At 65.4% G+C, this 18,453-nt stretch carries 15 protein-coding genes; 10 read left to right on the forward strand and 5 right to left on the reverse strand.

The window, feature by feature from the left end; all coding sequences use genetic code 11:
- Positions 1-13 precede the first annotated feature (13 nt).
- The 4 genes from L1087_RS08890 to L1087_RS08905 all read left to right on the forward strand — a co-directional run bounded on the left by L1087_RS08890 (position 14) and on the right by L1087_RS08905 (position 4,679).
- Positions 14-997 (forward strand): TAXI family TRAP transporter solute-binding subunit, encoded by a 984-nt coding sequence (locus L1087_RS08890; RefSeq protein WP_234558556.1) that lies wholly within the window; start codon positions 14-16, stop codon positions 995-997.
- Positions 998-1,058: 61 nt separating this feature from the next.
- Complete coding sequence (locus L1087_RS08895) at positions 1,059-3,170, forward strand: TRAP transporter permease (RefSeq protein ID WP_234558557.1); 2,112 nt, start codon at positions 1,059-1,061, stop codon at positions 3,168-3,170.
- 29 nt (positions 3,171-3,199) lie between these two features.
- On the forward strand, positions 3,200-4,177 hold the full coding sequence (locus tag L1087_RS08900) for a TAXI family TRAP transporter solute-binding subunit (protein WP_234558559.1): 978 nt from the start codon (positions 3,200-3,202) through the stop codon (positions 4,175-4,177).
- Positions 4,178-4,319: 142 nt separating this feature from the next.
- Positions 4,320-4,679 carry a hypothetical protein gene (locus L1087_RS08905; RefSeq protein ID WP_234553769.1) on the forward strand — a complete coding sequence of 120 codons (360 nt, stop codon included), beginning with the start codon at positions 4,320-4,322 and terminating at the stop codon, positions 4,677-4,679.
- On the opposite strand, the gene L1087_RS08910 is transcribed toward L1087_RS08905, so the two are convergent.
- Together L1087_RS08910 and purU are read right to left on the reverse strand one after the other, a co-directional pair.
- Positions 4,676-5,893, reverse strand: a complete 1,218-nt coding sequence (locus L1087_RS08910) for a S1C family serine protease (protein ID WP_234558561.1) — start codon at positions 5,891-5,893, stop codon at positions 4,676-4,678. The two genes, L1087_RS08905 and L1087_RS08910, sit on opposite strands and share 4 nt — an antisense overlap.
- Before the next feature lie 46 nt (positions 5,894-5,939).
- Entirely contained in the window at positions 5,940-6,797 is an 858-nt protein-coding gene (gene purU, locus L1087_RS08915; RefSeq protein ID WP_234558563.1) for a formyltetrahydrofolate deformylase, read from the reverse strand.
- A gap of 18 nt (positions 6,798-6,815) precedes the next feature.
- Here purU and rraA point away from each other — a divergent pair, with 18 nt between their 5' ends.
- A complete protein-coding gene (gene rraA, locus L1087_RS08920; protein ID WP_234558565.1) occupies positions 6,816-7,310 on the forward strand; it encodes a ribonuclease E activity regulator RraA in 495 nt (164 codons plus the stop codon).
- On the opposite strand, the gene L1087_RS08925 is transcribed toward rraA, so the two are convergent.
- On the reverse strand, positions 7,204-8,850 hold the full coding sequence (locus tag L1087_RS08925) for an ATP-binding protein (RefSeq protein WP_234558566.1): 1,647 nt from the start codon (positions 8,848-8,850) through the stop codon (positions 7,204-7,206). The two genes, rraA and L1087_RS08925, sit on opposite strands and share 107 nt — an antisense overlap.
- Positions 8,847-11,273 carry a DNA mismatch repair protein MutS gene (gene mutS / locus L1087_RS08930; RefSeq protein ID WP_234558567.1) on the reverse strand — a complete coding sequence of 809 codons (2,427 nt, stop codon included), beginning with the start codon at positions 11,271-11,273 and terminating at the stop codon, positions 8,847-8,849. The genes L1087_RS08925 and mutS overlap by 4 nt, the downstream gene beginning before the upstream one ends.
- A gap of 159 nt (positions 11,274-11,432) precedes the next feature.
- Here mutS and L1087_RS08935 point away from each other — a divergent pair, with 159 nt between their 5' ends.
- The 3 genes from L1087_RS08935 (at position 11,433) to L1087_RS08945 (ending at position 13,876) form a co-directional block, all read left to right on the forward strand.
- Positions 11,433-12,656, forward strand: a complete 1,224-nt coding sequence (locus tag L1087_RS08935) for a sulfite oxidase (RefSeq protein ID WP_135343176.1) — start codon at positions 11,433-11,435, stop codon at positions 12,654-12,656.
- Between the two features lie 87 nt (positions 12,657-12,743).
- Complete coding sequence (locus L1087_RS08940) at positions 12,744-13,436, forward strand: c-type cytochrome (protein ID WP_038040119.1); 693 nt, start codon at positions 12,744-12,746, stop codon at positions 13,434-13,436.
- A complete protein-coding gene (locus L1087_RS08945; RefSeq protein WP_234558568.1) occupies positions 13,433-13,876 on the forward strand; it encodes an MOSC domain-containing protein in 444 nt (147 codons plus the stop codon). Before L1087_RS08940 ends, L1087_RS08945 begins: the two co-directional genes overlap by 4 nt.
- 53 nt (positions 13,877-13,929) lie before the next feature.
- Here L1087_RS08945 and L1087_RS08950 read toward each other — a convergent pair whose 3' ends face one another.
- Complete coding sequence (locus L1087_RS08950) at positions 13,930-15,588, reverse strand: bifunctional metallophosphatase/5'-nucleotidase (protein ID WP_234558569.1); 1,659 nt, start codon at positions 15,586-15,588, stop codon at positions 13,930-13,932.
- 187 nt (positions 15,589-15,775) lie between these two features.
- Between L1087_RS08950 and glnA the strand changes: the two genes are divergently transcribed.
- The gene (gene glnA, locus L1087_RS08955; protein ID WP_234558570.1) at positions 15,776-17,116 is read left to right on the forward strand and encodes a type I glutamate--ammonia ligase; all 1,341 of its coding nucleotides are present in this window, start codon (positions 15,776-15,778) and stop codon (positions 17,114-17,116) included.
- Between the two features lie 145 nt (positions 17,117-17,261).
- Positions 17,262-18,434 carry a branched-chain amino acid ABC transporter substrate-binding protein gene (locus L1087_RS08960; RefSeq protein ID WP_234558571.1) on the forward strand — a complete coding sequence of 391 codons (1,173 nt, stop codon included), beginning with the start codon at positions 17,262-17,264 and terminating at the stop codon, positions 18,432-18,434.
- Positions 18,435-18,453 lie beyond the last annotated feature (19 nt).

Raw genomic sequence — 18,453 nt, forward strand, 5'->3', positions numbered from 1 at the left:
ACGGGAGGTGGCCATGAAGAGAATCCTTATCCTCCTCGGTTTGGCAGCCCTGGGCCTAGCCCTGGCCCAGAAGCCCAAGGTGGTCATCGGCACCGGCAGCACCGGGGGCGTCTTCTTCTACTACGGCACAACCCTGGCCGACATCTTGAACAAGGCCGGGGTGGCCGAGGCCCAGCCGGTGCAGACCGGGGGCTCCTACGACAACCTCCAGCTCCTGCGGGACCGCACCGGGGGCGGCACCTACTACTGCGCCCTCACCACCACCGACTCCGCCTACGTGGCCTACACCGGCGAGGAACCCCGCTTCAAGGACAAGCCCGCCAAGAGCCAGCGGGTTCTCTTCTACATGTACCCCTCCTTCATCCACCTGGTAACCACGGAAAAGTCCGGCATCAAGGTGGTGCAGGACCTTAAGGGCAAGCGGGTCTCCACGGGCCAGCCCGGCTCCAGCACGGAAAACCTGGCCCTTCTGGTGCTCCAGGGAGCGGGGGTGAAGCCCGAGAGCTTCGCCAAGCGGGAGCGCCTACCCGTGGCCGAGGGGGCCAAGGCCCTGGCCGAAGGCACCCTGGACGCCTTCTTCTGGGTGGGAGGCGTGCCCACCAGCTCCATCGTGGAGCTCTCCCAGACCCTGGCCCGCAAGGGGGACCGCATCTACCTGGTGCCCATCGACCCCAAGAGCACCACCGCCCAGGTGGCCATGAAGAAGTTCCCGGGCCTGGTGGACCCCTACAACGTGCCCAAGAGCGTTTACAACACCCGCACCGACGTGCCGGGGTTGGCCACGGGCAACATCGTGGTCTGCCCGGACACCCTTCCCGCGGAGGCGGGCTACGCCATCATGAAGGCGGTGTTTGACAACCTGGACACCCTGCGCACCGCCGTGGCCGCTGCCAAGGACACCAGCCTCGAGGCCACCGCCAAGCTCTTTGGCAGGCTCCCCATCCCCTTCCACCCCGGAGCCGAGCGCTACTTGAAGGAGAAGGGCCTCATCAAGTAGGCCATGCCTGAGCCCGGGTGCCCTGGAAGCCTCCAGGCCCCGGGCTTTTGTGGAGGCAAGCATGGAGCTCGAACGCCCGGTAGCCCAAACCCCCCTGACCCGCATCGCGAACTGGATCCTGGTGTTGGGGGCGCTTTACAGCCTCTACCTGGTCCTCCACCCCTTCACCCCCCTGGCCAAGGCGGAGATCCCCATCCTGGACATTGTCCAGCTCCAGCGAAGCACCCATGTTCTCTTTCTCCTTTTAGGGGGTTATCTGGTTTCCTTTTACCTCCCCAGAAAGCGCACCCTTGGAGCTTGGGTGTACTTCGCCTTTACCCTCATCCCCCTTTACAACTTTCTCTTCCCCAGCGTTCCCGGGGTGAACCTATCCTGGGAGGTCAAGGCGGTGGGCCTCCTCTACTGGGGCGTGGCCGCCTTACCCGCCCTGCTTCCTGGTTTGAAGCGGCCCGCCGACCTTCTCGCCGTCCTTCTCGCCCTCTTCCCCACCCTCTACCAGCTCCGCTACTTCGAGGAGCTGGTCTACCGGGCCGTCCTTCCCGAGCCCTGGGATATGGCCATGTCCTTCGGCCTCATCATGCTGGTCCTGGGCCTGGTCTACCGCCTTTTAGGGCCGGTGATGCCGGTTTTGGTCCTCTTCTTCTTCAGCTACAACCTCTACGCCGACCTCTTCCCCGGGGCTTTCAAGGGAAGCCGCCAGAGCATCGATCTCCTCCTGGGCAAGACCTACAACGAGACCGAGGCCGGCATCTACGGGCTCATCACCGGCGTATCCGCCAAGTACCTGGTTTACTTCACCCTGCTTTCCGGCATGATCGGGGCCCTGGGCCTGGGAAAGGTGGTGGCCAACCTGGCCTTAGCCCTGGTGGGCAAGCACCCCGCCACCCCCGGGCGGGTTACGGGCCTGGCCAGCGTCTTCATGGGCATGTTCTCCGGCTCCGGGGCCGCGGACACCCAGTTCGTGGCCGCCCTCACCAAGCCCCTTTATGAAAGGGCCGGTTATGACCGCCTGGTGGCCGCAGGCCTGGTGGCCACGGCGGGCACCATCGCCCTCATCACCCCACCGGTCATGGGTTCCATCGCCTTCATCATGGTGGAGATCCTGCAGATCCCTTACCTGAAGGTGATCGTCATGGCCCTGGGGCCGGCCCTTTTGTACCTGACCGCGGTCATCGCCTTCAATGAGTTCTACTCCCGCAAGGCGGGCTTGCCCGCGGTGGGCGCGGAGCTGGGCATGAGCCGCAGGCGCTACGCCCTGCGCTACTCCATCCTCTTCCTGCCCATCCTCCTCATCGTGGCCATGCTCTACCTGGGCTACGAGGTGCGCACCGCGGCCAGCCTGGCCCTCCTCTTCTTCATCCTCATCACCTACCTGGATCCCACCCTGCGGCCCAAGGGCGCGGCACCCATCTTCCAGGGCCTCGCCGAAGGCTTCCGCACCCTCTTGCCCATCGGCACCGCCGTGACCGCCGCCAACCTCATCTTCGCCATGATGGTCATCAGCGGGCTTCCCTCCAAGTTCAGCCAGCTTTTGCAGCAGGTCTCCGGGGAAAGCCTCCTCCTCGCCACCCTGATCACCGCCCTCTTCAGCCTGGTCCTGGGCATGGGGGTACCCCCCACGGCCACCTACGTCCTCACCTCGGCCCTCACCGCCCCCGCCATCATCGCCCTGGCCAAGCTAAACGGCATCCCCGACTCCGCCGCCCTCCTCGCCACCCATATGTTCCTCTTCTACTATGCCGTCCTGGCCGATGTAACCCCGCCCGTGGCCCTGTCCGCCTACGCCGCCAGCAGCGTCTTTGGCACCAACCCCCTGCAGACCGGGGTTTACGCCGCACGGGTAGCCCTTTCCAAGTACCTGGTCGGCTTCTTCTTCCTCCTCTCCTACTCGGGCACCGCCCTCCTCATCGTCCCCGTCCTGGAAAACTCCCCCCCCGGCGAAGCCTGGCCCATGATCCTGGAGCGCTTCCTCTCCGTGGCCATCGGCATCGTTTACCTCTCGGCCTCGGGGGCAGGGTACACGAGGAGGCCCTTGAAGCGCTGGGAGGCTTGGGCCTTGGGCATTCTCGCCGTGATGCTCTTCGTTCCCTTCTGGCCCCTGAACCTAGGAGCATTCCTCGCGGGGCTTTTCTTCTTCCGCAAGGGCTTGACGAAGGCCAGAGGGGGAGCTTAGGGTAAAGCCGAAGGAAAGGGGGTAAGGTGATGAAGAGAGTCCTTTTGGTCCTCCTGGCCTTGATGGGTTTGGCTGTGGCCCAAAAACCCAAGGTGGTGGTGGCCACGGGGGGTGTGGGAGGCGTTTACTTCTACTACGGCACCACTTTGGCGGAGATCTGGAACAAGGCCGGGGTGGCCGAGGCCCAGGCCATACAAACCGCGGCCTCCATCGACAACCTCCTCCTTTTGGAAAACCGCACAGGGGGCGGCACCTACTACTGTGCCACCGTGCTCCCCGACTCCGCCTACCTAGCCTTTACCGGCCAGCACGAGCGCTTCAAGGACAAACCCGCCAAGAGCACCCGCATCCTCTTCGCCATGTACCCCAACTTCCTGCACATCGTCACCCGGGAAGGGTCGGGCATCCGGGTAATCCAGGACCTCAAGGGCAAGCGGGTATCCACCGGGGCCCCGGGATCGGGCACCGAGGTGGAGGCCCTCTTGGTGCTCCAGGCGGCGGGGCTTTCCCCTAAGGACTTCGCCAAGCAGGAGCGCCTGGGAGCCCAGGAGAGCGCCAACGCCCTGGCAGAGGGCAACATCGACGCCTTCTTCTGGTCCGGAGGCTTGCCCACGGGGGCCATCACCGAACTCGCCGCAGGCCTGGCCCGCAAGGGGCAGCGCATCTACCTGGTGCCCCTGGACCCCAAGAGCACCGTGGTCCAGACCTTCCAAAGGCGCTTTCCTGGCCTGGCAGGCCCCGGGGTGATCCCTAAGGCCACCTACGGCGCCCGCGCCGACACCCCCACCCTCACCTTCTGGAACCTCTTCGTCTGCCCAGAAAGCCTCCCGGCAGAAGCCGCCTACGCCCTCACCAAGGCCACCTTTGAGAACCTCACCACCCTGCGCCAGGCGGTGGCCGCCGCTCGGGATACCACCCTGGAGAACGCGGTGCGCTTCGTGGGGGGCACCATCCCCTACCACGAGGGGGCCCTGCGCTATTTCCGGGAGGTGGGGGCCCTGCGGTGAGGCCCCTCCTCGGGGGGGAACGGACCTCCCCTTGGGGGAAAGGCCCCTGGACCTGGGCAAGGGGCCCTAGCCGGCGGTGAGGGCGCGGGCTTCCCTACCCGAAGCGGCCCGGCTCCTCCTCGGGAGCTGGGCCTTTTGGCTCCTGCTGGCCCTCCTGGCCCTGGCCCGGGTGGTGGAGGTGGAGGGGGAGGGAAAACGCCACCTCCTCCTCCTCACCCCCTGGGACAGGGGACGGGTGGAGTTTGTGCACTCGGTGACGGGGAGGCCCGTGCTGCTGGAGTTCGGCCTCCCCTGGCGGTTTGCTGGTTTTCGCGCCTACGCCGATCCGGAAACGGAAGCCTACTACACCGGGGGGGAGTACGCCTGGAACCAGGCCCTGGCGGGGCAGAGGCACCGGGTCCTGGCCTATTGCTCGGAGGTGGGGGTCGTCCTGTACCTGGGGGGCGCCTGGTTCCGCGCCCAAGGGGGATGCCTGCGGGCCCGGCTCCTCTGGCCCCCCTAGCGCAGGACCTGGGGCACCACCTTCAGGGTGAGGGTGCGGCCCTGGCGCCAGACCTCGAGGCTCACGGCCTCTCCCGACTTCTTGCTGTAGAGCACCTGCCGGAGCTGGGCGATGGAGGAAAGAGGCACCCCATCGGCCTTCAGGAGCACATCCCCATCCACCCCCACCTGCAAGGCCTCACCCGTGGGAAGCTGGATGTAGGCAAAACGGCTTGGAGCCCTTAAGCCCGCCCGGGCAGCCGGGCTATTCCTCTCCACCTCCTGCACCATGAGACCAGAGGCGGGAAGCCCGTACTGCTGGCGTAGCCTTTCCGGGTAAACGGAAAGGGGAATAAGGGAAACGCCAAGCCGGGGCCGGTTTCGAATGATCTCCTCGGCGGTGAGGGTCTTGCCCGCCTTTAGCTCCGGAAGGTACTGCTTCACCAGGTTGATGGGCAGGGCAAACCCCACCCCGGCGAACTGGGCGGCCCCGAACTGGCCCGTGGGGGTGAGGATGGCGGTGTTGATGCCGATCACCTCCCCCCGGGAGTTGAGAAGGGGCCCCCCGGAGTTGCCCGGGTTGATGGCGGCGTCCGTCTGGATCACCTGGGGGACCAGGCCGGACTCGTCCCCGATGGCCCCGGGGTTTTCCCGGATGGCGGAGACGATCCCCTGGGTTACGGTGAACTCCAAGCCAAAGGGGTTCCCCATGGCGATGGCCTTCTGCCCCACCCTTATGCGGTCGGAATCCCCCAAGACCAGGGGCACCAGCTTTTCCTTGGGGGCCTCCACCTTGAGAAGGGCCAGATCCAAAGGCGGGGCCGCCCCCACCAGGCGGGCACGGTACTCCTTGGGGTCGCCGTGGAACTTCACCGTGATCTGGCTCGCTCCCGCCACCACGTGATGGTTGGTGAGGATATGCCCCTCCTTATCGATCACGAAGCCGGAACCTGTCCCCTCTTGCGGGGGCATTTGCAAAAATGGAGCAAAAAACTCAAATCCAGGGGGAAGCTGGACCCTTTGGGGACGGGTCACCACCCCCACGTAGACCACCCCGTCGCCGTACTTCTCCACGATCTCCACGGTGTTGCGCTCATACTCCAAAAGCCCTGCTTCGGCAGGTAGAGGAGCAGGCTGGGAGCGCTGGGTCTGGCCGTTGCTCAACCCCCACCAGAGCACAGCCCCCGCCATCAGGGAAAGCACCAGAAAACCCAAGAAAGAACGGGCAAGGTTCATGCGCCACCTCCTGGTCCCACCCTACGCCTTTCCGGTTAGTCTGAGATTAAACAAAGACCACGGTTTTGTTCCCGTGGACCAGGATGCGGTCCTCGAGGTGCCAGCGTACGGCTCGGGCCAGGACCGTGCGCTCCAGCTCCCGCCCGAGCCTCCGCATCTCCGCCACGGAGTGGCGGTGGGATACCCTCACCACGTCCTGCTCGATGATGGGTCCTGCATCCAGCTCCTCTGTCACGTAGTGGGCGGTGGCCCCGATGATCTTCACCCCCCGCTCGTGGGCCTGGCGGTAGGGATCGGCCCCGGCGAAGGCCGGCAGGAAGGAATGGTGGATGTTGATGATGCGCATGGGGTAGCGGGCCACGAAACCAGGGGATAGGATCTGCATGTAGCGGGCCAAAACCACCAGCTCCACCCTTTCCTCTTCCAGAAGGGCCAGGATCCTTTCCTCCGCCTCCTCCTTCCTTCCCTTTTCCACCGGCACGTGGTGGTAGGGGATGCCGAAGCGCTCCACCTCCTCCTGGTGGTGGGGGTGGTTGGAGATCACCAGGCGCAGGTCCATGGGCAACTCCCCCACCCGGTAGCGCCAGAGGAGCTCCAAGAGGGCGTGGGCCGGCTTGGAGACCAGGATGGCCACCCGCTTCCTTTCCGAGGCGTAAGCCAAGCGCCACTCCATCTGGAAGCGGCCCGCCACCACGTCCTGGAAGGCCCTTTCCAGGGCCGGGCGGGAAAGGTCCAGGTGGGGGGTGGTGAAGGCCAAGCGCATGAAGAAGGTCCCGCCCTCGGGATCGGTGGAATACTGCTGCAAATCGGTGATGTTGGCCCCATGGGCGTACAGGAACCCGGAAACCGCAGCCACGATCCCGGGCCGGTCCGGGCAGGTGATGAGGAGCCGCGCCTCTTCCATAGGCGCTACTATATCCCCATGGACTGGCGAACCACCGACCTATCGGACGCCCATCCCGAGGCGGAAACCCTGCCCATGGTCTTTAGAAGCTTCGGCGGCAGGTCCCGCTTCCAAGGGCGGGTGCGGACCCTGAAGGTCTTGGAGGACAACGCCCTGGTGCGCAGGGTATTGGAGCAAGGGGGCCAGGGCCAGGTGCTGGTGGTGGATGGGGGAGGCTCCCTGAAGACTGCCCTTCTGGGGGGCAACCTGGCCCGGCTGGCCTGGGAGCGAGGCTGGGCCGGGGTGGTGGTCCACGGGGCGGTGCGGGACACAGCGGAACTCAAGGAGGTGCCCATCGGCCTCCTGGCCCTTACCGCCACCCCCCGCAAAAGCGCCAAGGAGGGTAAGGGGGAGGTGGACGTGCCCCTCAGCCTCTTTGGGGCCCGGGTGCTTCCGGGAAGCTATCTTCTTGCCGACGAGGACGGGCTTCTTCTCCTGCCCGCGCCCCCGAGCGGCGGCCAAAGCGCCGAATGAGGTCTTCCTCCTTAAGGGCCAACAGGGTGGGCCGGCCGTGAGGGCAGACCCAGGGGGTTTGGCACCGGAGGAGGGCATCCAGGAGGGCCTGGCCCTCGGCCCGGGACAGGGGGTGCCCTGCCTTCACCGCCGGCAGGCAGGCCAGGCGGGCCAAAAGCTCCGTGAGGCTTTTCCCCTCTCCCCTCAGGGCTTCACGGAAGATCTCCGGAAGGAGAAGGGGATAGGGATGGAGGAAGGAAGGGGCTGCTAGGAGCCTGACCCTGCCTGGGCCAAAGGCCTCGAGGGCAAAGAGGGAGGCCCAGGCCTCCTGTCTTTCCGGCAAAAGGGCTTCCTCCGCAGGGGAAAGCTCCACCAGAACTGGATAGGGAAGCTCCCTTAGCCCCTCCTCCTTGAGGCGCCTTTGAAACTCCTCGTAGAGGACCCGCTCGTGGGCGGCATGCTGGTCCACCAGGTAGAGGGTATCCCCCGCCTCCGCCAAAAGATAGCTACCCCGGAACTGCCCCAGGTACCGCAAAGGGGGAAGCCCTGAGGGCGTAGGCGGGCTTAAGGGCATAAGGGGCCTGGGTTCAGGGAGGCTACGGGCCAGGTTATGCCTTTGGAAGGCCTCCCTCAGACCTTCCTCCACAAAGGCCTCCACCTCCTCCAAGACCGCCACCTCCTCCTTCCTGGCATCTAGCCGTAGGCGGAAGGCCTCGAGGGGCAGGGTGAGGTTCAGAACACCCACGGGAAAATACCCCTCGGGAAGAAGCTCCCGGTAGGCCCGGCGCACGGTTTTCAGCAAACCCTCCGGCCAGGCCACGGGACGGCCATTTATGGCGAGGAAGAGTAGGTCGGGCCGGGTGCGGGAGACCTGGGGTCCGGAAAGCAAGCCCTGAAGGCGCATGCCCCCGGCCTCCCGCTCCACGGGCAAGAGCCTTTCCGCCAGGACCCGGCCAAAGGCCAGCCGAGCGGCCTCCTTAAGCCCCGCACCCGGGAAGAGGAGCCGGGCCTCCCCCTCTGCGAAAAAGGCCAGGGAAAGCCAGGGGTAGTGGAGGAGATAGCGCCTTAAAAGCTCCGCCACCTCCCGCTCCGAGCCTGCCCCTTCCCACCCCACCACCTCCACCCGGGTCCCCGGGGGGGCGGGTACCTCCCTAACCTCCACCCACTCCCCCCGGGCTAGAAGAAGCCCCCCACCCACCTGAAAACGGGGCCGGGAGCGGATCCTGAGAAGGGCGGCCTGCCTTAGGGCGTAAAGGGCCTGGCCGCGAAAGCCCAGGGTGGTGATCCTCAAGCTGTTCCCCTCAGGAAGCATCCCAGGGTCCTGGAGCTTGCTGGTGGCGAAGGGTTCCACCGCCAAGGGAAGCTCCGCAAAGGGGATTCCCTCGCCGTCGTCCTCCACCACGATCCTCTCCCGCCCCCCACCAAAAAGCTCCACCCGCACCCTCTTGGCCCCTGCGTCCAGGGCGTTTTCCAAAAGCTCCCGCACCGCATCCTTCAGGGAAAAGACCACCTCCCCCCGGGCCAGGAGCCCCCGGAGCTCCTCAGGAAGCAGGCGGATCACCCCTTTATGGTATCCAGGGGAGCCCCCAGAGCCAAAGCCTTGAGCTCATGCAGGAGGCGGAGGGCCTCGAGGGGGGTCAGGGTGTTGGGATCCAAGGAGATGAGCTTCTCCAGTACTGCCTCCGCCACCCCCTCCCTGCGGGCGGTGAGGACTTGGAGGAGGGCCTTGGCCCGTTCCACCACCTCCTTGGGAAGCCCCGCCATCCTGGCCACCTCCACCCCGTAGCTCTTGGAAGCAGGCCCGGGGAGCACCTGGTGGTAGAAGGTCAGGCCTCCTTCCTCTTCCTTGGCGGCCACGTGCAGGTTTTTGAGCCGGGAGAGGGGTAGGGCGGTCAGTTCAAAGTAGTGGGTGGCGAAAAGGGTGTAGCACCGCCTCTCATGAAGGGCCTCGGCCACGGCGGTGGCAATGGCCACCCCGTCCAAGGAGCTCGTCCCACGGCCCACCTCGTCCAGAAGGACCAAGCTCCTTTCCGTGGCCTCCTTGAGGATGAGGGCCACCTCCTCCATCTCCACCATAAAGGTGCTCTTGCCCCCCGCCAGGTCGTCGGAGGCCCCGATGCGGGTCAGGATCCGGTCGAAGAGGGGAAGGGTAGCCTCCTCCGCGGGCACAAAGCTCCCGATCTGGGCCAGGAGGGCGATGAGGGCCGTCTGGCGCAGGTAGGTGCTCTTCCCCGCCATGTTGGGCCCCGTGACCAGGACGAGCTCGTGGGCCATCTCCAGGTCGTTGGGGACAAAGCTGGTGCGCCGCTCCACCACCGGGTGGCGCCCCCCGCGGATGTGAAGCCGATCGCCAAAACGGGGCCTCACGTAGCCGTAGCGCACCGCCACCTCCGCAAGGGCGGCATAAACGTCCAACTCCGCCAGAACCCTGGCCACCTCCCTCAGGGCCTCCGCCTTCCCTTTGGCCTTCTCCCTAAGTTCCAGAAAGACCTCCTCCTCCCGGCGGCGGATCTGGGCCTCGAGGCGGTAGAGCTCCCTTTCGCGCTCCTTGATCTCCGGCAGGGTGTAGCGCTGCCGGTCCTTGAGGGTCTGGATGGCCTTGTACTCCGAGGGCACCCTCTCGTAGTAGGGCCGGGTCACCTCCAGGTAGTAGCCGAATACGGCGTTGTAACCCACCTTCAGGGTGGGGATGCCGGTTCTGGCCTTCTCCCTCTCCTCCAGTTCCAGAAAATAGGCCACCCCCTCCCGCTGGGCCTGCCGCAGGGCATCCAGATGGGGATCGTAGCCCTGGCGGATCAGCCCTCCCTCGGAGAGCTTGAGGGGAAGTTCCTCCTCCAAGGCCGCCCTCAACTCCTCCAGAAGGGAACCCAGGTCGGGAAGGACCACCTCCTCCCCCAAGAGGGCCCGGAGCTCGGGCAGGATCTCCAGGCTCCGGCGCAAGGAGCCCAGGTCCCGCGGGGATGCCCGCCCCATCTCCAGACGGGCGGCCAGCCTCTCCAGGTCCGCCAGGCGGAAAAGAAGGCGCCTGACCCCTTCCCGCAGGGTCCCTTCCCTCACAAAGCGCTCCACCCGGTCCAACCTGGCCTCCAGGGGGCCCGCCTCCAACAAGGGATGGCGCAGCCAGCTTTGCAACAACCTGCGACCAAAAGCGGTGCGGGTTTCGTCCAGAACGCCGAAGAGGGTGTCCTGGCCCCGGATGGGCTCGAAGATCTCGAGGGCCCTTAAGGTGGCCTCGGGCAGGTGCATGAAGGCCCCGGGGTCATAGGGGCGGAAGGGCCTTGGGGAAAACCCTTCCCCTTGGGTCCAGCGGGCATACCAAAGAAGCGCCCCCTGGACCCGACGCAGGGCCAAGGGCCCTTCCCCTAACGGTTCAAAGGGAGCCTCCGAAAGCATAACGGGAAAGCGCTTCTGGAATTCCTCTAAAAACTCTCGGTTTTCCCTGAGCTCTGGGGCCAGGAGCACCTCGGCAGGCCGGTGGCGGAATAGCTCGTCGTAGAGGGCGCTTTTGCTCTTCAAAAGCGTCCCCTTAAACTCGCCGGTGGAGACGTCCAGAAAGGCCACCCCGAAACCATCCCCGGTGGCGATGGCTGCCAGGTAGTTGGCCTCCTTGGAAAGAAGGGTTTCCTGCACCAGGGTGCCGGGGGTGAGGAGCTGGGTCACCTCCCGCCGCACCAGGCCCTCGGCCTCCTCCGCCGGTTCCACCTGGTCCGCCACCGCCAACCGGAAACCCATTTTCAAAAGCCTTTCCGCATAGGCGTCAAAGGCCCTGATGGGGATCCCCGCCATGGGGGTGGTGAAGTCCTTGCTGGACTTGTGGGTAAGCACCAAACCCAAAGCCCGGGCCAGCCTTTCCGCATCCTCCCCGAAACACTCGTAGAAGTCCCCCACCTGGAAGAGGAGGAGGTAATCGGGGTAGCGGTCCCTGAGCTCCACGTACTGTTGGAGAAGGGGGGGCAAGGGTCCAGGGCCTTCACCCTTGAGCATGCCCCTTATCATAACCGGGGGGTACCCCCGGACAAGGAAGTTTAAATGTTGGCCTGGAGAAGGCGCTCCTTGCAATTTACCCCAACTTGACAGGGGTAGGGTTACAGGAATAGCATACAAAACTGAGGGGACAAATGTCCTAAGAAAAGGAGGCGTGCTATGGAAAAGGTCAATCGGCGTACCACCCTCAAGCTCATGGGTATGGGGGCGGCACTTCTGGCCGCAGGCGGGCGGGGCTTGGCCCAACAAACCCCCACCGCCGACCAGTTGGTGAAGGGCAAAAACCCCAAGATGATCGTCCTCTCCCAGCGCCCCGTGGTGATGGAAACCCCCTATGACCTCTTGGTGAGCAACCCCGAGCGCACGCCCAAGGAAATCCTCTACATCCGCAACAACGTAGACCTCCCCGGCTACAACACCGTGGAAGGGGCCAACCTGGAGGGGTGGAAGGTGGAGGTAAGCGGCCTGGTGGACAAACCCTTCACCTTTGAGGCCAAGGAGCTCCTCTCCCTGCCCCAGCACGAGGTCACCATGGTCCTCCAGTGCTCGGGCAACGGGCGCACCCTCTATAACCCCCGCCCCTCAGGTAACCCCTGGAAGCGGGGTGGGATGGGCAACGTCACCTTCCGGGGTGTCCGCCTGAAGGACCTCCTGGCTGCCAAAGGGGTCAAGCTGGGAGAAAAGGCTTTCTACATCACCGCCCACGCCAGCCGCCAGGGCAACGCCCCCGAGTTCGTGCGCTCGGTGCCCATCCACGCCTTGGAGAACGCCCTCCTGGCCCTCTCCATGAACGGGGAGCCCCTGCCAGCGGTGCACGGGGGGCCCGTGCGCCTGGTCTTCCCCGGCTACTTTGGGGTCAACAACGTGAAGTGGGTAGAGAAGATCGAGTTCACCGAGGGAGAAAACACCACCACCGAACAGGTTCCCCGCTACCGGGTACCCACCATTCCCAACGCCGCCATCCCCTTCCTGCCGCAAGAGCCTGGGAAAACCTACCCCTATACCCTGCAGAACTCCCGCCCCAACTGGCTGGTCACCCTCAACAGCTTCATCTTTGCCCCCCTCGAGGGCCAGACGGTGGAGGGTCCCTACGTGCGCGTGGAGGGGGTCGCCTTCAACGACGGCATCGTCCCCATCGTGAGCGTGGAGGTTTCCACCAACGGCGGCCGCACCTGGCACCAGGCTCAGCTGGAACGCCAGGAGAAAAGCTTCGGCTGGATCCGCTGGCGGACCACGGTCTACCTCCGCTCCGGGGAGCACGAGATCATGGCTCGGGCTTGGGACGCCGCAGGCCGCAGCCAGCCCCTGGACGGCAACATCGCCTGGAACGAGCGGGGCTACGAGTACAGCGGGGTGATGCGGGTAAAGTTCACCGTGGCCTAAGGCTTGAGGAAGCCCCCGGAGGTCCTCCGGGGGCATACGTGTGGCGGAAACCCAAAACCTTACAGGGGTGGGGTTTAAACTGAAAGCATGAGAAAGCCTCTCTGGATACTGACGATTGCCGCGGCCAGCTTGGGGGGATACCTGGCCCTGAGCCAGTTCACCCTCCCCGAGGGCCCCGGCCAAGAGGTGGTGCTGGCCAAGTGCCAGGCTTGCCACGACATCGGCTTCGTGGCCCGCGAGCGGCTTTCGCGGGAACGCTGGGACGCCATCATCAACGAGATGGTCATACGGGGCCTGCAGGTGACCCCAGAGGAACGGGCCACCATCCTGGACTACCTGGCCACCTACCTGGGCACCGAACCGCCACCCGCCCCGCCGCCAGCCCAGGCCGCTGCCCCGAAGACCGGCGCCCAGGTCTACGCCAACTGCCAGGGGTGCCACGGACCCCAGGGCGAAGGCAACCCGCCCGCCTTCCCACCCCTCAAAGGACACGTGGAGAACCTCCTCAAGGCGGAAGGCGGCCGGGCATACCTCCTCCTGGCGGTGCTTTACGGCGTGCAAGGGGAGGTGCAGATTATGGGCCAGAACTACACGGGCATCATGCCGGGCTTCGCCTGGCTTTCCGATGACGAGCTGGCCCTGGTCCTCAACCACCTGGTGGCGTGGGGAGCCCCAGAAGGCTTTAAACCCTACACCCCCGAGGAGGTGAAGGCGGCCCGGGCCAAGGCCCTCGCCCCAGAGGAGGTTCTGAAGCTTCGGCAAGGTCTCAAGCTGCCATGAGCGGGAAGGTCGTTTCCCTCCACCTGGGGCTGGGCTCCGGTCTTCCCAAGCCCCAGGTGAAGGTTTTGGAACTGGTGGCCGGCTTCGGGGCCAAGGGGGACCGGCATGCGGGCAAGGACCCCGACCGGGCTGTCCTGGTAGCGGGCCTCCCTGCCTACGACAAGGCCAAGGAGGCGGGTATAGAACTGCCCTTGGGAGCCTTGGGGGAAAACCTCCTCCTGGACCTTGACCCCCATGCCCTACCCCCAGGTACCCGCCTAAGGATAGGGGAAGCCCTTTTGGAGTTCTCCTACGTGTGCACGGTCTGCTCCAGCCTTTCCCAGTTTGACCTGAGGCTTCCCAAGCTCCTCTACGGGGGCCGGGGGCTTTACGCCCGGGTGCTGGAAGGCGGTCTGGTGCGGGTGGGGGACCCGGTGCGCATCCTGGTCGCCGCCGAATAGGCCTTCCGCAAGGAGGGCCCCGGGGACCGGTCCCCGGGGCCTTTGCCCCTGGCCTAAACCCCCACCCGCTCGGGAACCCGGTAGGCCCAGTAGGCGGGCTGCCCTCCTTGGGGCTCGTTCAGGACCTCGATGCGCCCCTCCAGGGCCGCCTCCACCTCCTTCAGCTGCCCCAGGTACTCCATGAAGGCCTCGGCGTCGGCGAAGCCGGTGTCCACCCGGTAGCCCTGGGCCTCCTTCAAGACGGTGAAGCCGTCACCCCCGTTGGCGATGAAGCTGTTCACCACCACCCGGTAGGTGGCCTCGAGGTCCAGGGGCTGGTAGCCCTTCTCCGTGTTCACCTCCACCCGCACCACCCGGTCCCCCGCAGGGCGGGCCAGGTCAAAGGCGTAGCGCAGGCCGGAAACCTGCAGGAAGCGGCCCGCCGCCTGCTCCCACTGGGAAACCCCGTTCTCCAGAGCCGCCTTGATCTCCTTGCCCTTCAGGTCCATGACCACCAAGGTGTTGCCGAAGGGCAGGACCTCGTAGACCTTGCCCACGGTGATGGGCCCCTTGGGGATGGAGGCCCGGATGCCGCCGCCGTTTTGCAGGGCGATCTGCACCCCGGCGTTTTTGGTCTTCCACACCATGCCGTCGGCGATGAGGTTGCCCAGGTTGCTCTCCCGCTTGCGCACGATGGCCCTTTCGCCCACCAGGTCCACCTTGGCCTCGGCGATCACCTGGGCCATGAGGGCCATCACCGGCTGGGCGTAGGCCAGGAGGGCCTCCTTGGCGAAGAAGTCCTCGGGGGAGACCTCGGGGGTCATGAGGACGGGCTCGCCCTTGTAGGCCAGAAGCTCTCCCTTCTCGTTGAAGGTGACCTCCAAGAGGCCCACCACCTTCCCCCACTCCCAGGCCTGCACCACCAGGACATCCTTGCCCTCGGGGTTTTTGACCACCGTGGGGTAGGGGCCCGCCGGGGCCAGCTCCTTGTGGGGGAAGCTCCCCAAAAGGGTGTGGGAGTGGCCGCCCACGATCACCTGGGCCCCCACCAGCCTCCGGGCCAGCTTCAGGTCCTCGGCGTAGCCCAGGTGGGAGAGGACGATGATCTTGTTCACCCCCTTCCGCAGGAGCTCGTAGACCGCCTTCTGAGCGCTCTCGTAGGGGTCCAGGAAGTCCACGGTGGGCCCGGGGTTGGCGATCTCCCGGGTGTCCGGGGTGGTGAGGCCGATCACCCCCACCTTCTCCCCGCCCACCGTCACGACGGCGTAGGGAGAGAAAAGACCCTTCAGCCGAGGTTCCCGCTCCACCCCCACGTTGGCGGACACCACCTTGAACCTTGCCCCCTTCAAAAACTCCGCCAAGGGCCCAGGCCCCAGGTCAAACTCGTGGTTGCCCAGGGCCATTACCCGGTACAGGGCCCTGTGCATGAAGTAGCGGTCCGCCAAGCCCCGGTACTGGTTGAAGTAAAGGGTCCCCTGGAAAACATCCCCGGCGTCCAGGAAGAGGAGGTTCTTGCGGCCTGCCCGGAGGCGGTCAAAGAAGGCGATGCGCTGGGCCACGCCCCCCACCCTCACCTTCTTGCCGGAAAGGGTGAGCTCCATGGGCTCCAGGTGGGCGTGGGTGTCGTTGGTGTGCACCAGGGTAAGGGTAAAGGCCCCCTGGGCCCGCCCCAAGCCCAGGCCCGCCAAACCTAAAGCTGCCCCTGCCTTCAATACCTCGCGCCGCTTATACATACCCGACCTCCAGGCTTCAGTCTACCCAAGGCCAGGTCAGCTTAGGGTCAAGGCCCTCGAGGCCAGACCTTGCTTGACGGGTGACGCCCTAAGGCTTGACATTGTGCATATATTTGCTGTACACTTTGCGCAATCTGCTGGGGGAAAAGGGTAAATGCCCGGCCTCAGCAGGTCAAGGAGGTCAAAAATGGCGTACACCAAGGCGGAAATCCTCAAGGCGCTCAAGGCGGAGAAGGTCAAGTTCCTCAGGCTCCAGATCACCGACATCCTGGGCGTGGTGAAGAACGTGGAGGTCCCCGAGTCCCAGTTTGAGAAGGCCCTGGACGGGGAGATCATGTTCGACGGCTCCTCCATCGAGGGCTTCACCCGCATCGAGGAGTCGGACATGCTCCTCAAGCCCGACTACAACACCTTCGTCATCCTCCCCGAGGCCCTGGAAGACCCTGGGCGGGGCCGGGTGGCCCGGCTCATCTGCGATGTGACCTACCCCGATGGCCGTCCCTTCGAGGGGGACCCCCGGTACGTGTTGAAGCGCCAGGTGGAGCGGTTGCAGAAGCTTGGCTTTGACAACATGTATGCGGGCCCTGAGCCGGAATTTTTCCTCTTCCTGCGCACGCCTGATGGTTTGCCCACCGTGGAAACCCACGATCGAGCGGGCTACTTTGATCTGGCTCCCATAGACAAGGGCGAGGAAGCCCGGCGGGACATGGTCAACGTCCTGGTGGCCATGGGCTTTGAGATCGAGGCTGCCCACCACGAGGTGGCCCCGGGCCAGCACGAGATCGACTTCAAGTATGCGGATGCCCTCACCACCGCGGACAACATCGCCACCTTCAAGTGGGTGGTGAAAAAGGTGGCCCTGAACCACGGCCTCCACGCCACCTTCCTGCCCAAGCCCATCCGCGGCATCAACGGCAGCGGCATGCACACCCACCTCTCCCTCTTCAAGGACGGCCAGAACGCCTTCTATGACCCCGAGGCCGAGTACCAGCTTTCCAAAACCGCCCTCCACTTCATCGCTGGTCTTCTGGAGCACGCGGAGGGCATGGTGGCCATCACCAACCCCCTGGTGAACTCCTACAAGCGCCTCACCCCCGGGTACGAGGCCCCCACCAACATCGCCTGGTCGGCGGCCAACCGCTCGGCCATGATCCGCATCCCCGCCCGCCGGGGCGTGGGCACCCGGGCCGAGCTCAGGATGCCCGACCCCTCCGCCAATCCCTACCTGGCCCTGGCGGTCATGGCGGCGGCAGCGGCAGACGGGATCGAGCGCAAGCTCCTGCCCCCGCCCCCCATCCAGCGCAACATCTACCACATGAGCGTGCGGGAACGGCGCAAGCACAAGATCCGCGAGCTTCCAGGCACGCTTCGGGAGGCCCTCGAGGCCCTGAAGAAGGACCCGGTGATCCGCGAGGCCCTGGGCGAACACGTCTATACCCACTTCCTCCAGGCCAAGCAGATGGAGTGGGACGACTACCGGGTCACGGTCCACCAGTGGGAGCTGGACCGGTATCTGGCCACGTACTGAGGGTGGGTATGGCGCCTCTCCTCCTCCGGGAGGAGGGGCTGACCCGTGGGTCGGGCATAAAGTTACGAGGGGGCATTGACAAGAACCGGTACCCCCCCCTTAGAATGGGGCCGCAACGTGAACGCGTGCGCTTAAGGAGGTGCTTATGAGGAAAATCGGTTTGCTGGTAGCAGGTGTGGCCGCCCTGGGTATGGCCCTGGGCCAGGCCAACGTCATCAAGATCGCCACCCAGTCCCCCCTTTCCGGCCCCCAGGCTGCCCTGGGGGAGCAGATCAAGCTGGGGGCGGAGTTGGCCATCGAGGAAGCCAAGGCCAAGTTCAAAGCCCTGGGCTTTGACCTGGTCCTGGTGCCCTACGATGACCAGGCCAACCCCGACGTGGGCGTGGCCAACGCCAACCGCATCATCAACGACCCCGACATCCTGGGGGTGGTGGGCCACCTGAACTCCGGGGTGGCCATCCCCTCCAGCGAGGTCTACGCCCGGGTGAACCTGGTCATGGTCTCCCCCGCCAACACCAACCCCCGGGTCACCGACCGCAGGCTCCCCAACGTGAACCGCATCTGCGGGCGGGACGACGTGCAGGGGCCCGTGGGCGCCGAGTACGCCTTCAACAACCTGAAGGTGAAGAACGTCTTCGTCATCCACGACAAGACCGCCTACGGCCAGGGCCTGGCGGAGGAGTTCAAGAAGCGCCTCGAGGCCCTGGGGGGCAAGGCGGTGGCCTTCGTGGGCACGGAGGAAACCTCCAACTTCGTGCCCATCATCAACCAGATCCGCGGCGCCCGGCCCGTGCCCGAACTTATCTACTTCGGCGGCATCTACAGCCAGATCGGCCCCTTCGTGAAGCAGCTCCGCGAGCGTGGGGTAAAAACCCGGCTCATGGGCGGCGACGGCCTGGACGCCAGCGAGTTCGTGCGCCTGGCGGGTAAGGAGAACGCCGCCGGCACCTTCTACACCACGGTGGCTGGCCCCGTCTCCGCCTTCCCCAAGGCCAGGGCCGTGGCCCAGCGCTTCAAACAGAAGTACGGCAAGGACATGGAGGGCTTCGGCATCTACGCCTACGACGCCGCCAACGTGATCCTTACCGCCCTGGAGAACGCCATCAAGGCCGCGGGCAACAAGAAGCCCACCCGGGAGCAGGTGGCCCAGGCGGTGCGCCAGGTCAAGATGGAGGGGCTCACCGGCACCATCGAGTTTGACGACAAGGGCGACAACAAGAAGGCCAAGTACTTCGTCATGCAGGTGGCCTCCACCGGCAACTGGGCCGACAACAAGCTGATCCGCGTCATCGAGATGGCGGCCCCAGGCGCCAAGTAGCGCCAGGGATACTCTAAAG

It is taken from the genome of Thermus tengchongensis, from assembly GCF_021462405.1.
Taxonomy (GTDB): Bacteria; Deinococcota; Deinococci; order Deinococcales; family Thermaceae; genus Thermus; species Thermus tengchongensis.

Bases quoted from the DNA above. Each gene is read 5' to 3' on its own strand.
- purU (WP_234558563.1), bottom strand. From the start codon at position 6,797: ATGGAAGAGGCGCGGCTCCTCATCACCTGCCCGGACCGGCCCGGGATC.
- glnA (WP_234558570.1), top strand. From the start codon at position 15,776: ATGGCGTACACCAAGGCGGAAATCCTCAAGGCGCTCAAGGCGGAGAAG.
- L1087_RS08945 (WP_234558568.1), top strand. From the start codon at position 13,433: ATGAGCGGGAAGGTCGTTTCCCTCCACCTGGGGCTGGGCTCCGGTCTT.
- L1087_RS08940 (WP_038040119.1), top strand. From the start codon at position 12,744: ATGAGAAAGCCTCTCTGGATACTGACGATTGCCGCGGCCAGCTTGGGG.
- L1087_RS08910 (WP_234558561.1), bottom strand. From the start codon at position 5,893: ATGAACCTTGCCCGTTCTTTCTTGGGTTTTCTGGTGCTTTCCCTGATG.
- L1087_RS08895 (WP_234558557.1), top strand. From the start codon at position 1,059: ATGGAGCTCGAACGCCCGGTAGCCCAAACCCCCCTGACCCGCATCGCG.
- L1087_RS08890 (WP_234558556.1), top strand. From the start codon at position 14: ATGAAGAGAATCCTTATCCTCCTCGGTTTGGCAGCCCTGGGCCTAGCC.
- L1087_RS08950 (WP_234558569.1), bottom strand. From the start codon at position 15,588: ATGTATAAGCGGCGCGAGGTATTGAAGGCAGGGGCAGCTTTAGGTTTG.
- rraA (WP_234558565.1), top strand. From the start codon at position 6,816: ATGGACTGGCGAACCACCGACCTATCGGACGCCCATCCCGAGGCGGAA.
- L1087_RS08900 (WP_234558559.1), top strand. From the start codon at position 3,200: ATGAAGAGAGTCCTTTTGGTCCTCCTGGCCTTGATGGGTTTGGCTGTG.
- L1087_RS08935 (WP_135343176.1), top strand. From the start codon at position 11,433: ATGGAAAAGGTCAATCGGCGTACCACCCTCAAGCTCATGGGTATGGGG.
- L1087_RS08960 (WP_234558571.1), top strand. From the start codon at position 17,262: ATGAGGAAAATCGGTTTGCTGGTAGCAGGTGTGGCCGCCCTGGGTATG.
- mutS (WP_234558567.1), bottom strand. From the start codon at position 11,273: ATGCTCAAGGGTGAAGGCCCTGGACCCTTGCCCCCCCTTCTCCAACAG.